The organism is Cytobacillus sp. GQ23, assembly GCF_059758675.1.
The window spans coordinates 13,998-32,871 of the sequence record NZ_JCAXER010000011.1 but is presented as its reverse complement, the minus strand read 5'-3'; the positions used below and the strand labels follow the sequence as shown (position 1 = coordinate 32,871).

18 protein-coding genes are annotated in these 18,874 nt (G+C 45.0%); 1 reads left to right on the top strand and 17 read right to left on the bottom strand.

Features of this window, described 5'->3' with window-relative positions:
• Nucleotides 1–115: 115 nt before the first annotated feature.
• The 10 genes from rplI to AC6CHU_RS10860 form a co-directional block, all read right to left on the bottom strand.
• A complete protein-coding gene (rplI, locus tag AC6CHU_RS10905; RefSeq protein ID WP_159863614.1) occupies nucleotides 116–562 on the bottom strand; it encodes a 50S ribosomal protein L9 in 447 nt (148 codons plus the stop codon).
• The gene (locus AC6CHU_RS10900) at nucleotides 559–2,532 is read right to left on the bottom strand and encodes a DHH family phosphoesterase (protein WP_159863615.1); all 1,974 of its coding nucleotides are present in this window, start codon (nucleotides 2,530–2,532) and stop codon (nucleotides 559–561) included. Before AC6CHU_RS10900 ends, rplI begins: the two co-directional genes overlap by 4 nt.
• Before the next feature lie 31 nt (nucleotides 2,533–2,563).
• On the bottom strand, nucleotides 2,564–3,499 hold the full coding sequence (locus AC6CHU_RS10895; protein WP_159863616.1) for a YybS family protein: 936 nt from the start codon (nucleotides 3,497–3,499) through the stop codon (nucleotides 2,564–2,566).
• Between the two features lie 200 nt (nucleotides 3,500–3,699).
• A complete protein-coding gene (rpsR, locus tag AC6CHU_RS10890) occupies nucleotides 3,700–3,939 on the bottom strand; it encodes a 30S ribosomal protein S18 (protein WP_159863617.1) in 240 nt (79 codons plus the stop codon).
• 58 nt (nucleotides 3,940–3,997) lie between these two features.
• The gene (gene ssb / locus AC6CHU_RS10885) at nucleotides 3,998–4,507 is read right to left on the bottom strand and encodes a single-stranded DNA-binding protein (RefSeq protein ID WP_009332473.1); all 510 of its coding nucleotides are present in this window, start codon (nucleotides 4,505–4,507) and stop codon (nucleotides 3,998–4,000) included.
• Between the two features lie 35 nt (nucleotides 4,508–4,542).
• A complete protein-coding gene (rpsF, locus tag AC6CHU_RS10880) occupies nucleotides 4,543–4,830 on the bottom strand; it encodes a 30S ribosomal protein S6 (protein WP_159863618.1) in 288 nt (95 codons plus the stop codon).
• 222 nt (nucleotides 4,831–5,052) lie between these two features.
• Entirely contained in the window at nucleotides 5,053–6,153 is a 1,101-nt protein-coding gene (gene ychF, locus AC6CHU_RS10875) for a redox-regulated ATPase YchF (RefSeq protein ID WP_159863619.1), read from the bottom strand.
• Nucleotides 6,154–6,316: 163 nt separating this feature from the next.
• Nucleotides 6,317–8,311, bottom strand: coding sequence for a molybdopterin-dependent oxidoreductase (locus AC6CHU_RS10870; protein WP_498121622.1), 1,995 nt, complete (start codon nucleotides 8,309–8,311; stop codon nucleotides 6,317–6,319).
• A gap of 27 nt (nucleotides 8,312–8,338) precedes the next feature.
• Nucleotides 8,339–8,536, bottom strand: a complete 198-nt coding sequence (locus tag AC6CHU_RS10865) for a DUF951 domain-containing protein (protein ID WP_159863621.1) — start codon at nucleotides 8,534–8,536, stop codon at nucleotides 8,339–8,341.
• Between the two features lie 2 nt (nucleotides 8,537–8,538).
• Nucleotides 8,539–9,429, bottom strand: a complete 891-nt coding sequence (locus AC6CHU_RS10860; protein ID WP_159863622.1) for a mechanosensitive ion channel family protein — start codon at nucleotides 9,427–9,429, stop codon at nucleotides 8,539–8,541.
• A 357-nt stretch (nucleotides 9,430–9,786) separates the two neighbouring features.
• On the opposite strand from AC6CHU_RS10860, the gene yyaC reads away from it, so the two are divergent.
• Complete coding sequence (gene yyaC / locus AC6CHU_RS10855; protein WP_159863623.1) at nucleotides 9,787–10,416, top strand: spore protease YyaC; 630 nt, start codon at nucleotides 9,787–9,789, stop codon at nucleotides 10,414–10,416.
• A gap of 345 nt (nucleotides 10,417–10,761) precedes the next feature.
• On the opposite strand, the gene AC6CHU_RS10850 is transcribed toward yyaC, so the two are convergent.
• From AC6CHU_RS10850 to mnmE, 7 genes are all read right to left on the bottom strand, one after another.
• Complete coding sequence (locus AC6CHU_RS10850; protein WP_159863624.1) at nucleotides 10,762–11,475, bottom strand: DUF554 domain-containing protein; 714 nt, start codon at nucleotides 11,473–11,475, stop codon at nucleotides 10,762–10,764.
• Nucleotides 11,476–11,593: 118 nt separating this feature from the next.
• Entirely contained in the window at nucleotides 11,594–12,439 is an 846-nt protein-coding gene (locus AC6CHU_RS10845) for a ParB/RepB/Spo0J family partition protein (protein WP_159863625.1), read from the bottom strand.
• Nucleotides 12,432–13,193 carry an AAA family ATPase gene (locus AC6CHU_RS10840; RefSeq protein ID WP_159863626.1) on the bottom strand — a complete coding sequence of 254 codons (762 nt, stop codon included), beginning with the start codon at nucleotides 13,191–13,193 and terminating at the stop codon, nucleotides 12,432–12,434. Before AC6CHU_RS10840 ends, AC6CHU_RS10845 begins: the two co-directional genes overlap by 8 nt.
• Before the next feature lie 212 nt (nucleotides 13,194–13,405).
• On the bottom strand, nucleotides 13,406–14,287 hold the full coding sequence (gene noc, locus AC6CHU_RS10835) for a nucleoid occlusion protein (protein ID WP_076262924.1): 882 nt from the start codon (nucleotides 14,285–14,287) through the stop codon (nucleotides 13,406–13,408).
• A 140-nt stretch (nucleotides 14,288–14,427) separates the two neighbouring features.
• Nucleotides 14,428–15,144 (bottom strand): 16S rRNA (guanine(527)-N(7))-methyltransferase RsmG, encoded by a 717-nt coding sequence (rsmG, locus tag AC6CHU_RS10830; RefSeq protein ID WP_251283894.1) that lies wholly within the window; start codon nucleotides 15,142–15,144, stop codon nucleotides 14,428–14,430.
• A 42-nt stretch (nucleotides 15,145–15,186) separates the two neighbouring features.
• A complete protein-coding gene (gene mnmG / locus AC6CHU_RS10825) occupies nucleotides 15,187–17,076 on the bottom strand; it encodes a tRNA uridine-5-carboxymethylaminomethyl(34) synthesis enzyme MnmG (protein ID WP_498121617.1) in 1,890 nt (629 codons plus the stop codon).
• Nucleotides 17,077–17,151: 75 nt separating this feature from the next.
• Complete coding sequence (gene mnmE / locus AC6CHU_RS10820) at nucleotides 17,152–18,537, bottom strand: tRNA uridine-5-carboxymethylaminomethyl(34) synthesis GTPase MnmE (RefSeq protein WP_159863629.1); 1,386 nt, start codon at nucleotides 18,535–18,537, stop codon at nucleotides 17,152–17,154.
• Nucleotides 18,538–18,874: the final 337 nt, after the last annotated feature.

The following is an 18,874-nucleotide window of genomic DNA, read 5'->3' as shown; positions in this document are numbered from 1 at the left end:
AAAAATGTGACCAGCAAAAACTGATCACATTTTTAATCAACCCTTTTATTTTAACATGTTTATCGGCAAAAGCCACTTCCAATATTAGTTTATCCCACTAATGCAGTGCTTGCCTTTATGCTTCTTTTACATGCACGTTTAATGTTGCTGATACTTCAGTATGAAGCTTGACTGGCACCTTTGTGTATCCGAGTGTGCGGATCGCATCTTCCATTTCGATTTTGCGTTTGTCGATTTTGATGCTGTGCTTCTTTTGAAGTTCTTCAGCAATTTGTTTGCTTGTAATGGAACCGAATAGGCGGCCGCCTTCACCTGATTTCGCAGTGAATTCGACTGTCAGCTTTTCAAGTGTTTCTTTCAGCTCCTTAGCCTCTGCCAATTCTTCTTCTGCAAGCTTTGCTTCTTTTTTCTTCTGGGCGTTCAGGCTGCTGACATTGGCCTGGTTTGCTTCGACAGCAAGCCCTTGCTTAATTAAAAAGTTATGTGCATAGCCATCTGCTACATTTTTTACTTCGCCTTTTTTCCCCTTGCCTTTAACGTCTTTTAAAAAGATTACTTTCATTCCTTTTTTCTCCCTTCAAAGTATTCATCTATAGCCTCTTTTAATCGGATCTCAACATCATCAAGTGTTGCATCCTGAAGCTGTGTGGCAGCATTTGTTAAGTGCCCGCCGCCTTCGAGGTTCTCCATAATCACCTGGACATTGATATCCCCGAGGGAGCGTGCGCTGACCCCTATCATGTTTTCAGAGCGGTTTGAGATGACAAATGAAGCAACCACGCCATCCATCGTCAGCAGGGTATCAGCTGTCTGGGCTATCAGTACCTGATCAAATATTTGGTCCGGCTGCCCCTTGGCAATAGCGATGCCCTCTTTGTAAAATTGAACGGTTTCGATCAGCTTCGCCCGCTTGATATAGGTATCTACGTCCTCTTTTAAGAACTTTTGGACGAGCACGGTATCTGCGCCCTGTCCGCGCAGATAGGAAGCCGCATCGAACGTTCTCGACCCTGTACGCAGTGAGAAGCTCTTCGTATCCACAATGATGCCCGCAAGAAGGGCCGTTGCTTCGAGCATTTCAATTCTGCCGTTTTTCGGCTGATACTCCAGAAGCTCTGTCACCAGTTCTGCTGTAGAGGAGGCGTACGGCTCCATGTACACCAGCAGCGGATTATGGATGAACTCTTCAGCACGGCGGTGATGGTCGATAACGACAACATGTTCAATCGCATGAAGAAGCTTTTCCTCTATCACCATGGATGGCTTGTGGGTATCAACAACTACGAGCAGGGTATCGTCTGTGGCAATTTCCATCGCCTGTTCCGGTGTGATGAATTTGGAAAAGAGCTCTTCGTTCTTTTCAATTTCCTTCATCATCCTTCTGACGCCTGTATCAAGTTCATTGAAATTCACCACTACATAGCCTTCACGCTGGTTCAGGCGGGCCACCTTCTGAATGCCGATGGCTGCCCCAATTGCATCCATATCCGGGCTTTTGTGGCCCATGATAATGACTTTATCGCTTTCAGAGATCAATTCCTTCAGCGCATGGGAAATGACGCGTGCACGGACCCGGGTCCTTTTTTCAACAGGATTGGTTTTTCCCCCGAAGAATTTAACTTTCCCATTCGTCTGCTTGATGGCCACCTGGTCTCCCCCGCGGCCTAATGCCAGGTCTAAGCTGGACTGGGCCAGTGAACCAAGCTCAGGAAGAGAAGAGACCCCTGTGCCGACGCCTACGCTTAACGTAAGCGGAACATTTTGCTTGGAAGTGGTTTCCCGGACATCATCAAGAATCGTGAATTTCCCTTTTTCAAGAAGCTGCAGAATATGTTCATTAAATACAGCGATAAAGCGCTCAGATGACACCCTCTTCAGGAAGACACCATTGTCCTGTGCCCATTTATTCAATATCTGGGTCACCAGGCTGTTCAGGCTGCTCTTCGTCTGGTCATCCATCGCCTGGGTGAGCTCATCATAATTATCAAGGAAGATAATGGCGATCACAGTCCGTTCTTCCTGATACATTTTTTCAATTTCTGTTTGTTCCGTGACATCAAAAAAGTACAATAGGCGCTCTTCCGGTTTATGGATTACCCGGAATTTGCGGTCATGAAGGGTAATAATTTCGGTTTCCACTTCTTGCTTGATCAGTGGAACAAGCGAATCCGCGACATCATAAAGCGATCTTCCCACTAGCGTATCTTCATCAAAGCATGATGCTAAAAAGGGATTGGTCCATTCAATGTAATAATCATCATTAATCAGCATGATTCCGATCGGCATTTCCATCAGAGCTTCTTCGCCGACTTTTTTCACCCTGTAGGAAAGGGTTGAGATGTATTCTTCCGTCTCCTTCCGGTGCTTTTGATTGAGCTGAAAAAGGTAGTAGAAAGGAAGGATGGCCAGAAACAGCCCAATTAATGCAAAAATCCAATTGTAGTACGCTATTATACCGAGAAGCACCACTGTTATGCCCATCAATCCAATAATCGGATAGCGTATGGACCGCTTTTCTAAATACGAAGGCATGTTTTCAGCTCCTAAACAGTAGTGTTGTTCATCACTTTTTTCCTAATCTTTGCCTTAAATCAAATCCTAAGTCAATTATACCTAATATCCTCACAATATAAAGGAGAAATGGCATAAGAAATGTAAATACAGCAGCAAGTACAGGCACAGCTTTCGGCCATCCTTTTAAATGGCTGAAAAAGAAAATAAGGGACAGGCCTTGAATGACCATGAATATCTGCAAAATGAAGGCAACATTGACAAGAGCCATAAACCAGTAGCTTCCTTCTGCAGGATTAAAAAGGAAGGAAGCGATTATGGTAACGAGATAGTACCATAATATGCTTTTCGGCAGGTTCAATTCCCTGAACGGCTTAAAGCCTTCAATCTTAATACCGAATCGTTTGGCGATCGGAAACGAAATAAGCTGAATGATAAAAACAGAAATGACCGATGTCATGACAAATAAACTCGGCGTTAATGTCTCAAGCATTTTCAAGCCTGCTGTAAGCTGCTCGATTGCTTTATCCGCGTTCTGTCCGAAGCCTTCAAGCACTCCTTTTGAAGTTTCGAGGGACTCCTCCATCATGCCGATGCTTTTTTTAATGAAATTGAAATCAAATAGAGCAACTGCTGCAGCATATTGAAGCAAAAGAGCTGCAAGAAATACGAGCGTGCCCGCAATAAAAGAAGAAGCCCGTCCTTTATTTTCCCTGATGCAAATCCCGATTACCGTGCCGGTCACTCCAAATATCAGAGCAATGAAAATTCCCATAATGGATCCGATAATCAGGGAAAGCAGGATGCCTCCCGTCATAAAGGCCATCGCCATCATCCGGCTATTTTTTGCCGCAAACATAATAAACGGAAGAGCCAGGAAGAAAGTTGAAACGACACTGATAACTGGCAAATAGAGCGATATCAGAAGCAGCACGGCAAAAATAGCGAGCAGCACGGCACCTTCTGTTAATTTATGTACATTATTCATTGATACACCCCTCAAACTGTGTATCCAAAAAGAAGGAAATCTGTTTCCGCTTTTTGAACCCATATAAGCTATATTGTAGCTAGTATTAAATGCAGGTTCAACCTTCGTGATTTCAGAAAGGTTTTCAGCTTTAACACACCCCAGTGCTAAAGGAGAACATAATAAAAAAGACGCCGGATACCAGCGTCTTTTTCTAGTTATTATTCACCTGAAACGTATGGCAGTAATGCCATTTGGCGCGCACGCTTAATAGCAATCGTTAATTTACGTTGGTATTTAGCGTTAGTGCCAGTTACACGACGTGGTAAAATCTTACCGCGCTCAGAGATGAATTTTTTTAGAAGATCCACATCTTTGAAGTCGATGTGAGTGATTCCGTTTGCAGTGAAAAAGCAAACCTTACGACGCTTAGCGCGTCCTCCTCTGCGTCCTCCAGCCATGGTCAGTTACCTCCTTTAGCTTTTTATTTTATATATTTCCGTTCATAATCGGGCACTATTAGAATGGCAGGTCGTCATCAGAAATGTCGATTTGGCCGTCATTTGCGAATGGGTCCTGATCCACGCGAGTATAGCCGCCCTGATTACGATTATCCTGGCGTTGATTCTGATTGCTGTTATTTCCAAATGGGAAATCCTGATCTCTTGGACCGCCATAGTTCGGATTGCCGCCCTGGCCGCCAGAACTATTCTTCGGCTCAAGGAATTGCACACTTTCAGCCTGGACTTCAGTCACGTAAACGCGCTTTCCATCCTGGCCTTCATAGCTGCGGGATTGAATGCGGCCATCTACGCCTGCAAGACTTCCTTTTTTAAGGAAATTCGCTACGTTTTCAGCTGGCTTTCTCCATACCACACAGTTGATAAAGTCTGCCTCCCGCTCACCTTGCTGATTCGTAAAAGTACGATTCACGGCAAGTGTGAATGAAGCGACAGGAACTCCGTTCGGCGTATACCGCAAATCAGGATCCTTTGTCAAACGTCCGACAAGAACAACTCGGTTCATCATCAGAATCAACTCCTCTCGGTAAAATGCTATATCTATTATTTTTCGTCTTTAACAACGATGTAACGGATGATGTCTTCGCTGATTTTAGCTAAACGAGTGAACTCGTCAACTGCTTTTGCTTCAGCACTAATGTTCATAAGCTGGTAGTAGCCATCGCGGAAATCATTGATTTCGTATGCAAGACGACGCTTACCCCAATCCTTTGATTCAGCAACCTCCGCACCATTATCAGTTAAGATTGTGTTGAAACGCTCAACTAGGGCTTTTTTAGCCTCATCTTCAATGTTTGGGCGGATGATGTACATAACTTCGTACTTTCTCATCACTTTCACCTCCTTTTGGTCTAACGGCCCTTTAAAGGGCAAGGAGCAATATATTCATTACTCACAAGTTGAAATTATAGCACATTAATTATGCAAATGCAATAACACTAGGGTGAATTGAAAGATGGAAGATTATTTTGAGAGAGTTACGGTATGGATGCTGTTCCGGACAGCCTTCCTCCATTAAAAGGAACCCCTAAAAAAATAGAGGTTCCAAAATAATTAAACGTTAAAGCGGAAGTGCATGACATCTCCGTCTTTAACAATGTATTCTTTTCCTTCAAGGCGAACTTTTCCTGCTTCCTTCGCAGCTGTCATGCTTCCTGCAGCGACAAGGTCGTCATAGGAAACCGTTTCTGCACGGATGAATCCTTTTTCAAAGTCAGAGTGAATAACTCCTGCACATTGAGGAGCCTTCATGCCTTTGCGGAATGTCCAGGCGCGGACTTCCTGTACACCTGCAGTGAAGTAAGTTGCCAGTCCAAGCAGGTTGTAGGCAGCTCTGATCAGCTGATCAAGACCGGATTCTTCAATGCCAAGCTCCTGAAGGAACATTTCTTTTTCTTCCCCGTCAAGCTCTGCAATTTCAGATTCGATTTTTGCACAGATAACGATAACTTCCGCATTATCCTTTGCAGCAAATTCTCTTACCTGCTGCACATACTCGTTAGAAGAAGGATCTGCTACATCATCCTCGCTTACGTTTGCAACGTAAAGCACTGGCTTAATTGTCAGCAGGTGAAGACCTTTTACAATTTTCATTTGCTCGTCTGTAAACTCAACAGTACGGGCAGGCTTATCGTTTTCGAACGCTTCCTTCAATTTTTCCAGAATTTCAAGCTCAATCACAGAATCTTTATCCTTCTGCTTAGCCAGCTTGCTCACACGGCCGATTCGCTTGTCAACCGATTCAAGATCAGCCAGAATCAATTCCAGGTTGATGACTTCGATATCATCGATCGGGTCCACTTTCCCGGCAACGTGTGTGATATTGTCATCCGCAAAACAGCGGACAACCTGACAGATTGCATCCACTTCACGGATATGAGAAAGGAATTTATTTCCAAGACCTTCCCCTTTGCTTGCACCCTTAACGATTCCGGCAATATCTGTAAATTCGAAAGCTGTTGGCACAGTCTTTTTCGGCTGAACCAATTCTGTTAATTTATTCAAACGGTGATCAGGCACTTCCACAATTCCCACATTCGGGTCGATTGTACAGAACGGATAGTTTGCAGACTCTGCTCCCGCCTGGGTAATTGCATTAAACAATGTAGACTTTCCGACGTTCGGCAAACCTACAATTCCAGCTGTTAAAGCCATCCAAGTCACTCCTCAGTCTAATTTCATCTATTAAAAATACGATTGATTCTCATTTAAACAAGCCTCTAACAATTATAGATAGTTGCCGGAGAAATGTAAAGAAAAGGTGACAGGTACCTATACCACTTTGACAAACTGGTATAGGTGCCTGTCACCGCTGCTATTAAACCTTCTCTATATTCACAAGGCAGTCATACAAGGTGCTGCCAAGACCGTTGTCCGATTCGCGGCTCGAGGTAAGATGATTAACGGGTCCGCCGAATTTGGCCCAGATGCCTTCATCAATATTGATGGTATCAGGGTGGGCTTTTTTCATAATATGGACAAAGCCCTTCATTTCTCCGCGGTCATTCCACACTTTGACATAATCATTCTCCTGCAGGCCAAGCTTCTCCGCAATATTATCGGCTATTTCCACCTTTGCCTTTGGCTCCGGCTTTAATAGATGATAATGCTGCGAATGATTGGAGCGGAGAGGATGAATCGTCAGCAGGGTAAAAGGAAACTGTTCCGCCCTCTCTCTGTCCGTCCACTTAGTTTCCCGCGGAAGAGCAAGTGTCAGCCTGCTTTCGGAACCCTTTCGGAACGATGTAAATTCATACTTGCCGCTTGGCGTTTTGAACTGGCGGTCTGCCCAGGGTACCGTATCAACTGGAAGCTCCATATGATGGGATTTCCGTATGTTATCAAGCGTAATCCCTTGCTCTTTTAGCGTCCCAAGGCCCATGCGGATGAATTCTTCTCTTGTAAAATCGAAATCGGCTCCGAATCCAAGCCGTTTGGCAAGCTCAGTCCATACCCATAAATCCGGCTTCGCTTCGCCTGGCGGTTCAGCCAGCTTCGGGCCATGATTGACATAATGATGGTACATCGAAGAATAATAGACATCCTCCTGTTCAAATACCGTGGCAACCGGAAGCACATAATCCGCCATTTTTGCTGTATCTGTCATAAACTGCTCCATCACGACAACAGTCTCAACAGATGCAAAAGCTTCCCGGACCCTTGAAGAGTCAGGCACCTGGGTTAAAGGATTCCCGCACGTAACGAAGACCATCTTAATCTCAGGATCCTTCGCTGCTAAAATCCCCTCTGCCTGCCGCATCATCGTAAACTGCCTGAAGGCTGTTTTCCGCTCAGGGAGGGTGAGGGCAGCCGCATCAAAGCTCTGCCCTACCTGTCTGTTAGCATAGTTTGCACCGCCGCCGGGAATCCCGATATTGCCGCTCAAGGCAATCAAAGCATCCATCAATCTGATCGTGTTCCCGCCGTTTTCGTATCGCTGCATGCCCAGCCCAAAGAAAGTGGATACAGGGCGATCGCCATACACCACTGCAAGCTCAGTCATAACCTCTGCAGGCACTTCCGTTTTCTCTGCGATTTCCTCAAGCGTTACACTTTCGAGAAGTTGATTCAGATCCTCAAAACCAACTGAATAGGTATCTATGAAACTTCTATCTTCCAATCCCAGACGAAGCATTTCCTTCATGATGCCGGCCGCAAGCCAGCCATCCATTCCCGGCTTAATGGAAAAATAATGGTCTGCCATTTTAGCCGTCGCATTAAAAATGGGATCAATCACATACAGTTTGGCACCCTGTTTCTTTGCCTCCTGGAGCCTTTGATACAAGTGCATATTGGTGCGGGCAACATTTCTTCCCCAAACGACAATATGCCTGCTGTTCAAAATATCCTCAGGCCCATGGCTGTAGGAGTCACCAAAATCCTGGCTTTGAGCCTCGATGCCTGCTCCCCAGCAGATGGACCCCACTAGCTCAGTCACACCGCCATAGCAGTTGAAAAAGCGCTGATCCAGGTTCGTCAGCAAGCCGCCATTGGCATAATCATGACTATGAAGAATCGAAGTGGTGCCATCCGTATCTTTTAGCTCCTTCATTTTCAGGGAAATATCGTGCAAAGCCTGTTCCCAGGAAATGGGCACAAATTCTCCATTTACCTTTTTCAGCGGACGATGCAGGCGAGCCGGAGAATTGGTTCTGCTTTCAAGCATTCTGCCGCGGCCGCAAATCTTCCCCTTTGTGATCGGATGATCTGGGTCGCCATCTACCTTTGTCACCTTACCGTCTTCAACTGTTACCTGAAAGCCGCAGCTGTCCCAGCAGTTCAGGGGACAGGCTGATTTGAATGTTTGTGCCATGAACCTCATCTCCCTGCAGTTTGTCTCTTACTCCTCATGCTTAACAAGAATTTTCTTCATTTTGCGGGTGAATTCTCTTCTCGGGATCATCACGCTGTGTCCGCAGCCTTCGCATTTAATGCGGATATCCGCTCCCATACGGATGATTTTCCATTTGTTTGCCCCGCACGGGTGAGGCTTTTTCATTTCCACCACATCATGTAAATCAAATTCTTTTTGCTCCATGTTTATCCCTCCGCATTCAGTTTTGGATTATCCTGTTCATTCCTTGTGTACATAACAAGACGCGGGAACGGTATTTCAATGCCATGCTCATCTAAACATAGCTTAATTTCCTTCCGCAGCTGGCGCGCAATGTAGAAGTGCCTCATTGGCAGTGTTTCCGAAACCACTCTCAGAACCACTTCCGAAGCTGCAAGGTTCTGAACCCCGAGGATTTCCGGTGTTTTCACCATATCCTCATATTTTTCAGGAAGCTTCTCAAATAACTCCTGCAATACTTTTTCAGCCTTAACGATATCGCCTTCATATGAAATCTTGACATCCACAAATGCCACACTATTATTTAATGAAAAATTAGTAACCTGCATAATGCTTCCGTTCGGAAGGATATGAACCTCGCCCGTCCAGTTTTTAATCTTAGTCGTCCGAAGTCCGATTTCTTCCACGGTTCCTTCAAATTGATCAATCCGGATATAATCACCAACCGAAAACTGATCTTCAAAAATAATGAAAAATCCGGTAATGATGTCCTTCACGAGGCTCTGCGCTCCAAACCCGACAGCCAATCCAACGATTCCGGCACCGGCCAAAAGGGCCTTCACATCAATCGTCAGCACCGATAATATCATGATTGCCGCAACAAAAAACACCACATAGGTGAGCATATTCTCCAGCAGCTTCAGAAGGGTAGCTTCCCTGCGCTCTGAAATTCGGAGCCTGGATGGTGTCCTCACTTTAAAAATATTGCGGATGGCCAGCTTTCCGATCCTGATCAGAATGCTCGTCACTATCAAAATCGCAATAACCTTAAAGATGCCTTCCCCGATGGCTATCCACGTTTTTTCATTCGAAATCTTATCTATCATGCCATTTATCATTGTTTCAATAGGACTCATGGTTTCACCTGCTTTATTTTAGTAAAAATATTGAAAAGCGGAAGGCGGCTTATGTTCTAAAGTCAACAATAGCTAAACTCGGGAGCCGCTGGAGATTGACAGTCAATTATCGCATTCAACATTTCAAGCCCAATGCTTGAGTGAAATTATACTGCATCTTGCCCTTCAGTGCGAATCCCTCTGTAAAACAACATTATTTTATCAATTTTTCTCAGGGCTTTACAGTGAAAAACCCGATTGTTTAACGATTAAATAATACAGGTATGTATAGATTACACAAAAATTCCGTATACTGTTAAAAACGTATAAATACTTGTGTTTCGGGCATGGCAAGGATAAAAGAGGGAGTGGACCTATATGAACTTCAAACCAAACTTGTTTGACAAAAAAGGCGGGGCTTCTGCCAGAATCTCACATGAAGAAACAAACTCTGCAGAAAAATTGGCTGCTGAACTGAAGAATATTCTGCCTGCGGGCATTGGCTGCCGTCCCATCGTTTTTGTCTGCATTGGCACAGACCGCTCTACAGGCGATTCATTAGGTCCGCTGGTCGGCACACTCCTTGAGGAAAAATCCATGTCATCTTTCCATGTGTACGGAACACTGGAGGACCCGATCCATGCCGTCAACCTGGAAGATAAATTGAACGAAATCAAAAAGAAGCATTTTAATCCCTTTATCATCGGAATCGACGCCTGTCTCGGCCGCCTGAAAAGTGTCGGAGTTATTCAAATAGGGGAAGGTCCGGTCAAGCCGGGCGCCGGAGTCAATAAAGATCTGCCGGAAGTAGGGGACATGCACATCACTGGCATTGTCAACGTCAGCGGATTCATGGAATTCTTCGTCCTCCAGAACACCAGACTCAATCTCGTCCTAAAAATGGCCAAAACCATCGCAAGCGGCATCTATGAAGTCAGCCTGACCCACCAGACAGCGCCGGCTTGGCCTGCCTTTAAATGGGAACTGAACCGTGAACAAACACCTTAATGGATAGGGAAACCGCAGGGGAGCTGCGGTTTTTTTTATTGAGCAGGGGAGCGAAGGGGGAAAGCGTATATATCGTTTTGTACGGAGCTCTGTCATGACTGTTCGAAATGTGAGATAAACTTTGAGACTTGTTAGATAAACCTTGAAACATGCTAGATAAATTAGAAGTTCTGTTAGATAAATTCACAAACATGTTAGATATAATCCCAAACATGCTCTTTCCCCAAAAAAACTGATTGGCGCTCCGGTCTCTTTTCGCACATAAGGTACTATAGCAGTACTCCAAAATAAAAAAATGCACCGCAGACACACTATCCAGCGTGCCTGCGATGCACATCCCATCATCTAAAAATAAATCCCGCTAAAATAAACAACCGAAACAATTATTCCCGTTACCACAATTCCCGGAAGCAGATTCGCCACCCGGATTTTTGTAATGCCTGTTAAATTCAGACCGATGGCAAAGATCATAATTCCGCCTGTTGCGGTCATTTCCTTAATAAAACTGTCCATCAGAAGCTGGGGGACAAACCGGTCGATTTGTGTGGCGAAAAGGGCAATGAGTCCTTCATACAGCATGACCGGAAAAGCTGAAAAGATTACACCGATCCCTAATGTAGTCGTCAAAATGAGGGAAGTGAAGCCGTCAATGATCGACTTGGTATAAAGCACCGAATGATCGCCGCGGATTCCGCTGTCAAGTGCGCCGATAATGGCCATAGCCCCGATGACAAAAATCAGTGTAGCGGTTACGAAGCCCTGCGAAATGCTTCCCTGGCCTTTCGAGCCAATTTTGCTTTCGAGCCAATCACCAAGCTTGTTCAGCTTATCTTCGAGTGCAAAATACTCTCCAATCACCGTTCCGAACACAAGGCTTAAAATCACCACGAGGAAATTCTCACTTTTAAAGCCCATTTGCAGGCCGAGCACCATGACTGCAAGGCCGATTGCATGCATGACTGTGCCCTTCATGTTTTCGGGAATGCGATGGAGCAATTTCCCCAGCAGCGTTCCAATAATGATCAATAATCCATTTACAAGTGTACCCAGCAGAAACATACTCTTCACCTTATTATTTCGCATCGCGAATTATTTTCATTTAAATTACCACGATAGATCTTAACCGACAATCCTTTTTGCAAAATACTGTAAAAAAATAAACCATCTTATAGATGGCTTATGAATGAGTTTCTAAAAGCTCCATAATGCGTTCTAAATCTTCTTTTGAGAAAAATTCAATCTCGATTTTCCCTTTGTTTTTGGTCTGTTTAATATGGACGGTGGTTCCGAATCGTTCCCGGAGGGAGGATTCGCGTTCCTTAATAAAGATATCCTTAGGAGCTGTCCGCTTCTTCGTTTCACGTGAAACATCGTTCAGCTGCTGAATCAGCTGTTCAAGCTGGCGGACATTTAAGCCGTCTTTAACCGTTTTTTCAACGAGTGCCTGCAGCTTTTCTTTTTTTCGCAGCCCCAGTAAGGCTCTTCCATGTCCCATGGAAATTTTCCCTTCTGAAATCAGTCCTTGAATGGTCGGAGGCAGGGATAGAAGCCTGATGTGATTCGCAATATGCGGCCTGCTTTTTCCCAGGCGCTTGGCTAATTCCTCCTGTGTCACCTTGAGCTTCTCCATCAGCAGCTGGTAGGCAGCCGCTTCTTCAATCGGAGTTAAGTCTTCACGCTGCAGATTCTCAAGAACAGCGAGCTCCATCATCTGCTGTTCAGTCAGTTCTCTTACAACGACCGGAACTCTCTCAAGGTTCGCTTCTTTTGCTGCCCGGTAGCGGCGCTCCCCGACTACAATTTCATAGCCTTTGATGCTTTTGCGGACGATAATTGGCTGAAGTATTCCATGCTCAAGGATGGATTGCTTCAGCTCCTCGATGGCTTCCTTTTCAAACACCTTGCGCGGCTGATAGGGGTTTGGGCGAATGTCTTTTATTTTTACTTCCTGTACAGCTTCCTCTTTTTCGGTTTCAATATTATTGAAAAAAGCATTCAGACCTTTTCCTAAACCTTTAGCCATTTGAAACCACTTCCTTTGCCAGTTCTAAATATACTTCAGCTCCGCGAGACTTCGGATCATAAGTAATGATAGGTTCTCCATGGCTCGGAGCCTCTCCCAGCCGCACATTGCGGGGAATAATCGTTTTATAGACTTTATCCTGAAAATACTTTTTCACTTCTTCAATGACCTGAATGCCGAGATTTGTACGGGCATCCAGCATCGTCAACAGAACGCCTTCAATTTTTAAATCATTGTTCAAATGCTTCTGCACAAGGCGGACCGTATTCAGAAGCTGACTCAGACCCTCAAGCGCATAGTACTCGCACTGCACGGGTATGATTACGGCATCCGAAGCAGTCAGCGAGTTAATGGTCAGTAAACCGAGGGAAGGAGGGCAGTCAATAATCACATAATCAAAGTTTGCCTTTACTTCCTCAAGGGCTCTCTTTAATCTTACTTCCCTTGAAATCGTCGGCACCAGTTCAATTTCTGCGCCTGCCAGCTGAATGGTTGCCGGGATGGCGTATAAATTCTCTACCGAAGTGGATTTTATGACCTTTGATGCTTCCACATCATCCACAAGGACATCATAAATGCAATGATCGACATCCGCTTTTTCAATGCCGATTCCGCTTGTGGCATTGCCCTGCGGATCAATGTCGACCAGCAGCACTTTCTTGCCTATGTATGCCAGGCATGCGCCAAGATTGACGGAAGTGGTTGTTTTGCCAACTCCGCCCTTCTGGTTCGCAATGGCTAAAATCTTGCCCACAGTGTCACCTGCTTTCATCTATCAATATTCCAATTTATCTATCTGCGAATCTATTCATATCGTTAAATCACGTAGTCTATTTTATCACGAAAAACAGGGCAGAATAATTTTTTTGTAAAAAATAAGAAGATTCTAATAGTCTTTTTAGCGCCCTTCAAAAAAAACGCGAAAAATAAAACAGGGAGCCCCCGCTTTATCTTTCGCGTAAGAAATTATTTCTTTTTAGGAATCTTGATTGTGATTTGATAAAATTCATCAAATTCTTCTTCTTCCGAATCAAGATTAATGCCGCTGTCAGAAACCATGGAAAGAGACTGCCTGATCGTGTTGACCGCTATTCTCATATCCTTGCTGAAAGCCTTGCGTTTCGGTTTCGGCTTTGGATTTTTCTGCTCGAGAATTTTAACAACCCGGTCTTCTGTCTGCTTCACATTCAGATTCTTCTCCACTATCTCCTGAAGCAGGGCGACCTGCTTTTCCGGATCCTTCAGCGGGATGAGCGAACGGGCATGCCGCTCTGTGATTGATTTGTTTAACAGTGCATCCTGGACAGGCTGCGGCAATTTCAGCAGCCGAAGCTTGTTGGCAACAGTTGACTGGCCTTTCCCAAGACGCTGTGCCAATGCCTCCTGTGTCAGGCTATGCAGCTCTAAAAGTTTTCCGTAGGCAACAGCTTCTTCAATCGGTGACAACTCTTCCCTTTGAAGGTTTTCAATTAAAGCTACTGAAGCCGTTTCGGTATCGCTAAGATTCTTGACAATAGCAGGAGCTTCTTCCCAGCCCAGTTTTTTCATGGCCCGATATCTGCGTTCACCGGCTATGATTTCAAACTGGCCATCCTCAAATTCCCTTACGACAATCGGCTGGATGATTCCATGCGTATGGATAGTCCGGGAAAGCTCTTCTATTTTTTCATCATCAAATACCGTTCTTGGCTGGAAACGGTTGGGGACGATTTGATCAATAGGAATTTTCTTAACTTCTTCTCTATCGCTTAAGTCTTCAATATCCAGCTGTTCTTCTGCTGGTTTTTCCGCTGTAACTTGTTCTCCCTTTTCGCCTAGGCCAAAAAAGCGTGAGAAAGAATGCTTCATCACCCTGCACCACCTTTACGAAACTCCCTATAACATATTCTCTATCATCATGACAAATCCTGCCGGATATCAGCAATATTAATATCTGGAAAAATCGAAACGTTTACACTATTATGTCATACAATGGCAAATTGCGCACCCTATTCAATTGGTGTTTTATTGGGTGTCCCCGGCTTCCGCGGGTACTTTTTAGGAGTGTTCTTTTCTTTTTTTATGATTAAGATATTGCGCTCACTTTCTTCCTCAGGAAGAGTGAACGTGTGGGAATCCACGAGTTTTCCGCCCAGAACCGAGACGGCCTTTTTGCCGGCATCCAGTTCTTCCTTTGCACTGGCGCCCTTCATGGCCACAAATGTGCCGCCTGTTTTCGCAAGAGGCAGACATAGCTCGCTTAAAACGGATAATCTGGCAACAGCTCTTGCTGTCACCACATCAAAAGACTCACGGTATTCTTTATTCTGGCCAAAGGTTTCCGCACGGTCATGGATAAAGCGGACATTCTCAAGCTCCAGCTTCTTCGCCAAATGCTCCAGAAAACCGATGCGTTTATTAAGTGAGTCAACAATCGTAATATGTAAGCCCGGAAAAGCAATTTTAATCGGTATGCTCGGGAATCCTGCCCCCGCACCGACATCACAGACCTTTAGCGGCTGGCTGAAATCAAAGTAAAAAGCCGCGCTGATGGAGTCATAGAAGTGCTTTAAATAAACATCTTCCTTTTCCGTGATGGCTGTTAAATTCATTTTTTCATTCCATTCCACCAGAGTGGAATAATAGGTCTCATATTGCTGTAATTGCTGTGGCGAAAGGGCAATCCCCTTCGCCGCCAGCATTTCAGTAAATTGTTCGGTATTCATTTATAAATCCTTTCCGTTCTCTGACATAATCGGATTTTTCTCTTACTCAGCTGATACTCGTGCAATTCTCCCCTGCTCTAAATAAACGAGCAAAATGGAGATATCTGCAGGATTAACTCCGGAAATTCGCGAAGCCTGCGCAAGAGATAACGGTCTTACTTCCTTCAGCTTTTGTCTTGCTTCGGAAGCCAGTCCGTTAATATCATCATAATCGATGTTTTCAGGAATCTTCTTGTTCTCCATCTTCTTCAGGCGCTCTACCTGCTGTAGGGACTTTTCAATATAGCCCTCATACTTGATCTGGATCTCCACCTGCTCTGTTACATCAGGATCAAGTGCCTGTTCAGCCGGAGCCAGCAGTTTAATATGCTCATAAGTCATTTCCGGCCGCTTCAGCAGATCTGAAGCACGGATGCCGTCTTTAAGCTCGCTTCCGCCCTGGCTTTTGATCAGCTCCTGCACGTCAGAAGTCGGCTTGATAATAATGCTTTGCAGACGTGCTTTCTCATCTTCAATTGCCTGCTTTTTCAGGAGGAATTTTTCATAGCGTTCTTCACTGATCAGACCGACTTTGCGGCCAAGCTCTGTTAAGCGCAGATCGGCATTATCATGGCGAAGCAGAAGACGGTATTCCGCTCTTGAAGTCAATAGACGGTAAGGCTCGTTTGTTCCTTTGGTTACAAGGTCATCAATCAGGACGCCAATATAAGCATCTGAACGGCTTAAAATGACTTCTTCCTTATCCAGTGATTTCAATCCGGCATTCATGCCTGCCATTAACCCCTGGCCGGCCGCTTCTTCATAGCCGGATGTCCCGTTAATCTGGCCGGCTGTATACAAATTTTTCACCTTTTTAGTTTCCAGTGTCGGCCATAATTGCGTTGGGACGATGGAATCATATTCAATCGCATAGCCGGCACGCATCATCTGCACCTTTTCAAGCCCCGGTATCGTTCTCAGAATCTGCTGCTGCACATCTTCAGGCAAGCTTGTTGAAAGCCCCTGCACGTATACTTCCTGAGTATTGCGGCCTTCAGGCTCCAGGAAGATCTGATGGCGCGGCTTATCATTAAAGCGGACCACTTTATCTTCAATGGATGGGCAATAGCGCGGACCCGTTCCTTTGATCATGCCGGAGTACATTGGCGAGCGATGAAGATTATTGTCGATCAATGTATGCGTTTCTTCATTGGTGTATGTCAGCCAGCAAGGGAGCTGATCTGTAATATACTTGGTCGTTTCATAGGAAAAAGCTCTTGGCACATCATCGCCAGGCTGTATTTCCGTTTTACTGTAATCAATGGTTTGGCTGTTAACGCGCGGCGGTGTTCCTGTTTTAAACCGGACGAGATCAAAGCCAAGCTCCTGCAGATGCTCTGAGAGCTTTATGGATGGCTGCTGGTTATTAGGGCCGCTCGAGTATTTCAGTTCACCAAGGATGATTTCCCCTCTTAAGAAGGTTCCTGTCGTAATGACGACCGCTTTTGAAGGATACACGGCACCTGTCTGGGTGACAACGCCTCTGCATTCTCCGTCTTCGACAATCAGGCGTTCAACCATTCCCTGAATCAGTGTCAGATTCCGTTCATTTTCCAATGTTTTTTTCATTTCATGCTGATATGTGAATTTATCGGCCTGCGCCCTTAAAGCACGGACGGCAGGGCCCTTTCCTGTGTTCAGCATACGCATCTGAATATGGGTTTTATCAATATTCTTGCCCATTTCTCCGCCAAGGGCATCGATTTCCCTTACGACGATCCCTTTTGCAGGTCCCCCGACTGATGGGTTGCAGGGCATAAAGGCTACCATATCCAGGTTGATTGTGATCATTAATGTCTTTGCGCCGAGGCGGGCCGAAGCAAGGCCTGCTTCTACACCCGCGTGTCCGGCTCCGACTACTATGACATCATAACTTCCAGCTTCATATGTCATGGTGCGGCCTCCTTTGCTGCAATCAGAAGAGCATAGCCAGGGGCTTTAGCCCGTAAGATTGCTAAAGTAAAATATCTATTTTCCTAAACAGAACTGCGAGAATAATTGGTCGATCAGGCTTTCATGGACGCTGTCGCCGATGATTTCACCAAGCAGCTCCCATGTTCTCGTCAAATCAATCTGCACAATGTCAATAGGCGTTCCCATTTCAACACCCTGCATCGCTTCATCAATGGCATTTTGCGCCTGGTTCAAGAGGGCAATATGGCGGGTATTGGATACATACGTCATATCCCCGGCTTCGATGGAGCCTGCAAAGAATAAAGAAGCAATGGCTTCCTCAAGATCGTCGACACCCTGGTCCTCCAATAAAGAGGTTGTAACTAGTTTATGATGCTTTGAAAGCTCGCGGACGCGATCCATGTCGATTTTTTGATCAAGATCGGTTTTATTGACAATCACAATGACATCCATGCCTTCGACCGCTTTAAAAATATTTTCATCCTCAGACGTCAATTCATCCGAGTAATTGAGCACAAGCAAAATTAAATCTGCTTCCTTTAATACCTGCCTCGATTTCTCGACACCGATCCGTTCGACAATATCTTCCGTTTCGCGAATGCCAGCTGTATCCACCAGACGGAGCGGCACTCCCCTGACATTCACGTACTCTTCTATGACATCACGGGTGGTGCCCGGTATATCCGTCACAATCGCTTTATTTTCGTGAACAAGGCTATTCAATAAAGAAGATTTCCCGACGTTCGGCCGTCCGACGATGACTGTAGAAAGCCCTTCACGCAGTATTTTCCCCTGCTGTGAGGTCTGAAGGAGCTTTTCGATTTCTTTTTTTACATAAGAAGCCTTCTCCATCAGCATGTGATGGGTCATTTCCTCGACATCATCGTATTCCGGATAGTCAATATTGACTTCGACGTGAGCCAGAATCTCCAGAATTTCCTGCCGAAGCTTCTGAATAAGCTTTGACAGCCTTCCTTCCATTTGGCCAAGTGCCATGTTCATAGCCCGGTCTGTTTTGGCGCGAATTAGGTCCATAACGGCTTCTGCCTGTGATAAATCAATCCGTCCATTTAAGAAAGCACGCTTTGTAAATTCACCCGGCTCTGCCAGACGTGCGCCATTATTCAGCAGAAGCTGCAGCACGCGATTCACGGAAACCAGTCCGCCATGGCAATTAATTTCGATGACATCTTCCTTTGTAAAAGTTTTCGGTCCCTTCATAGCCGAAACCATCACTTCTTCAGCAATCTGCTCGGTTTTCGGGTCAACAATATGCCCATAATGAATGGTATGGGATGCCACATTCTTTAGCCGCTTGCCTCCTACCCCTCTGAAAAGAAGGTCTGCAATGTCAAATGCCCGATCCCCGCTCAGGCGGACAATGGCAATGGCTCCTTCTCCCATTGGAGTAGATATTGCAGCGATTGTATCGAATTCCACTTCATTCACCTCTCTTTTCTTTCTTATTCCATCTATATAAAAAATGAAAACTGTTTTCGATTCCCCAAATTAATAGAATATCACATGGCTTTTTTTAAGAAAAGCATATCAGTCCGCTTTCCCGCCTTGTCCATCCGTTCAGCAAGACAGTTATCAACATCTCGCTTTCCTTCAATCAGCAAAAAAATTATCCACACGTCTCACAAATTAATATGCTCTATTTTAACTTATCCACATGTGAATAACAATAAAACCAATTGAGATTTAATAATTTGCGGGGCTTAGACAAAGAACGACAAAAAAATCCCAATCCGGAATGGATTGGGATTTTTTTCTA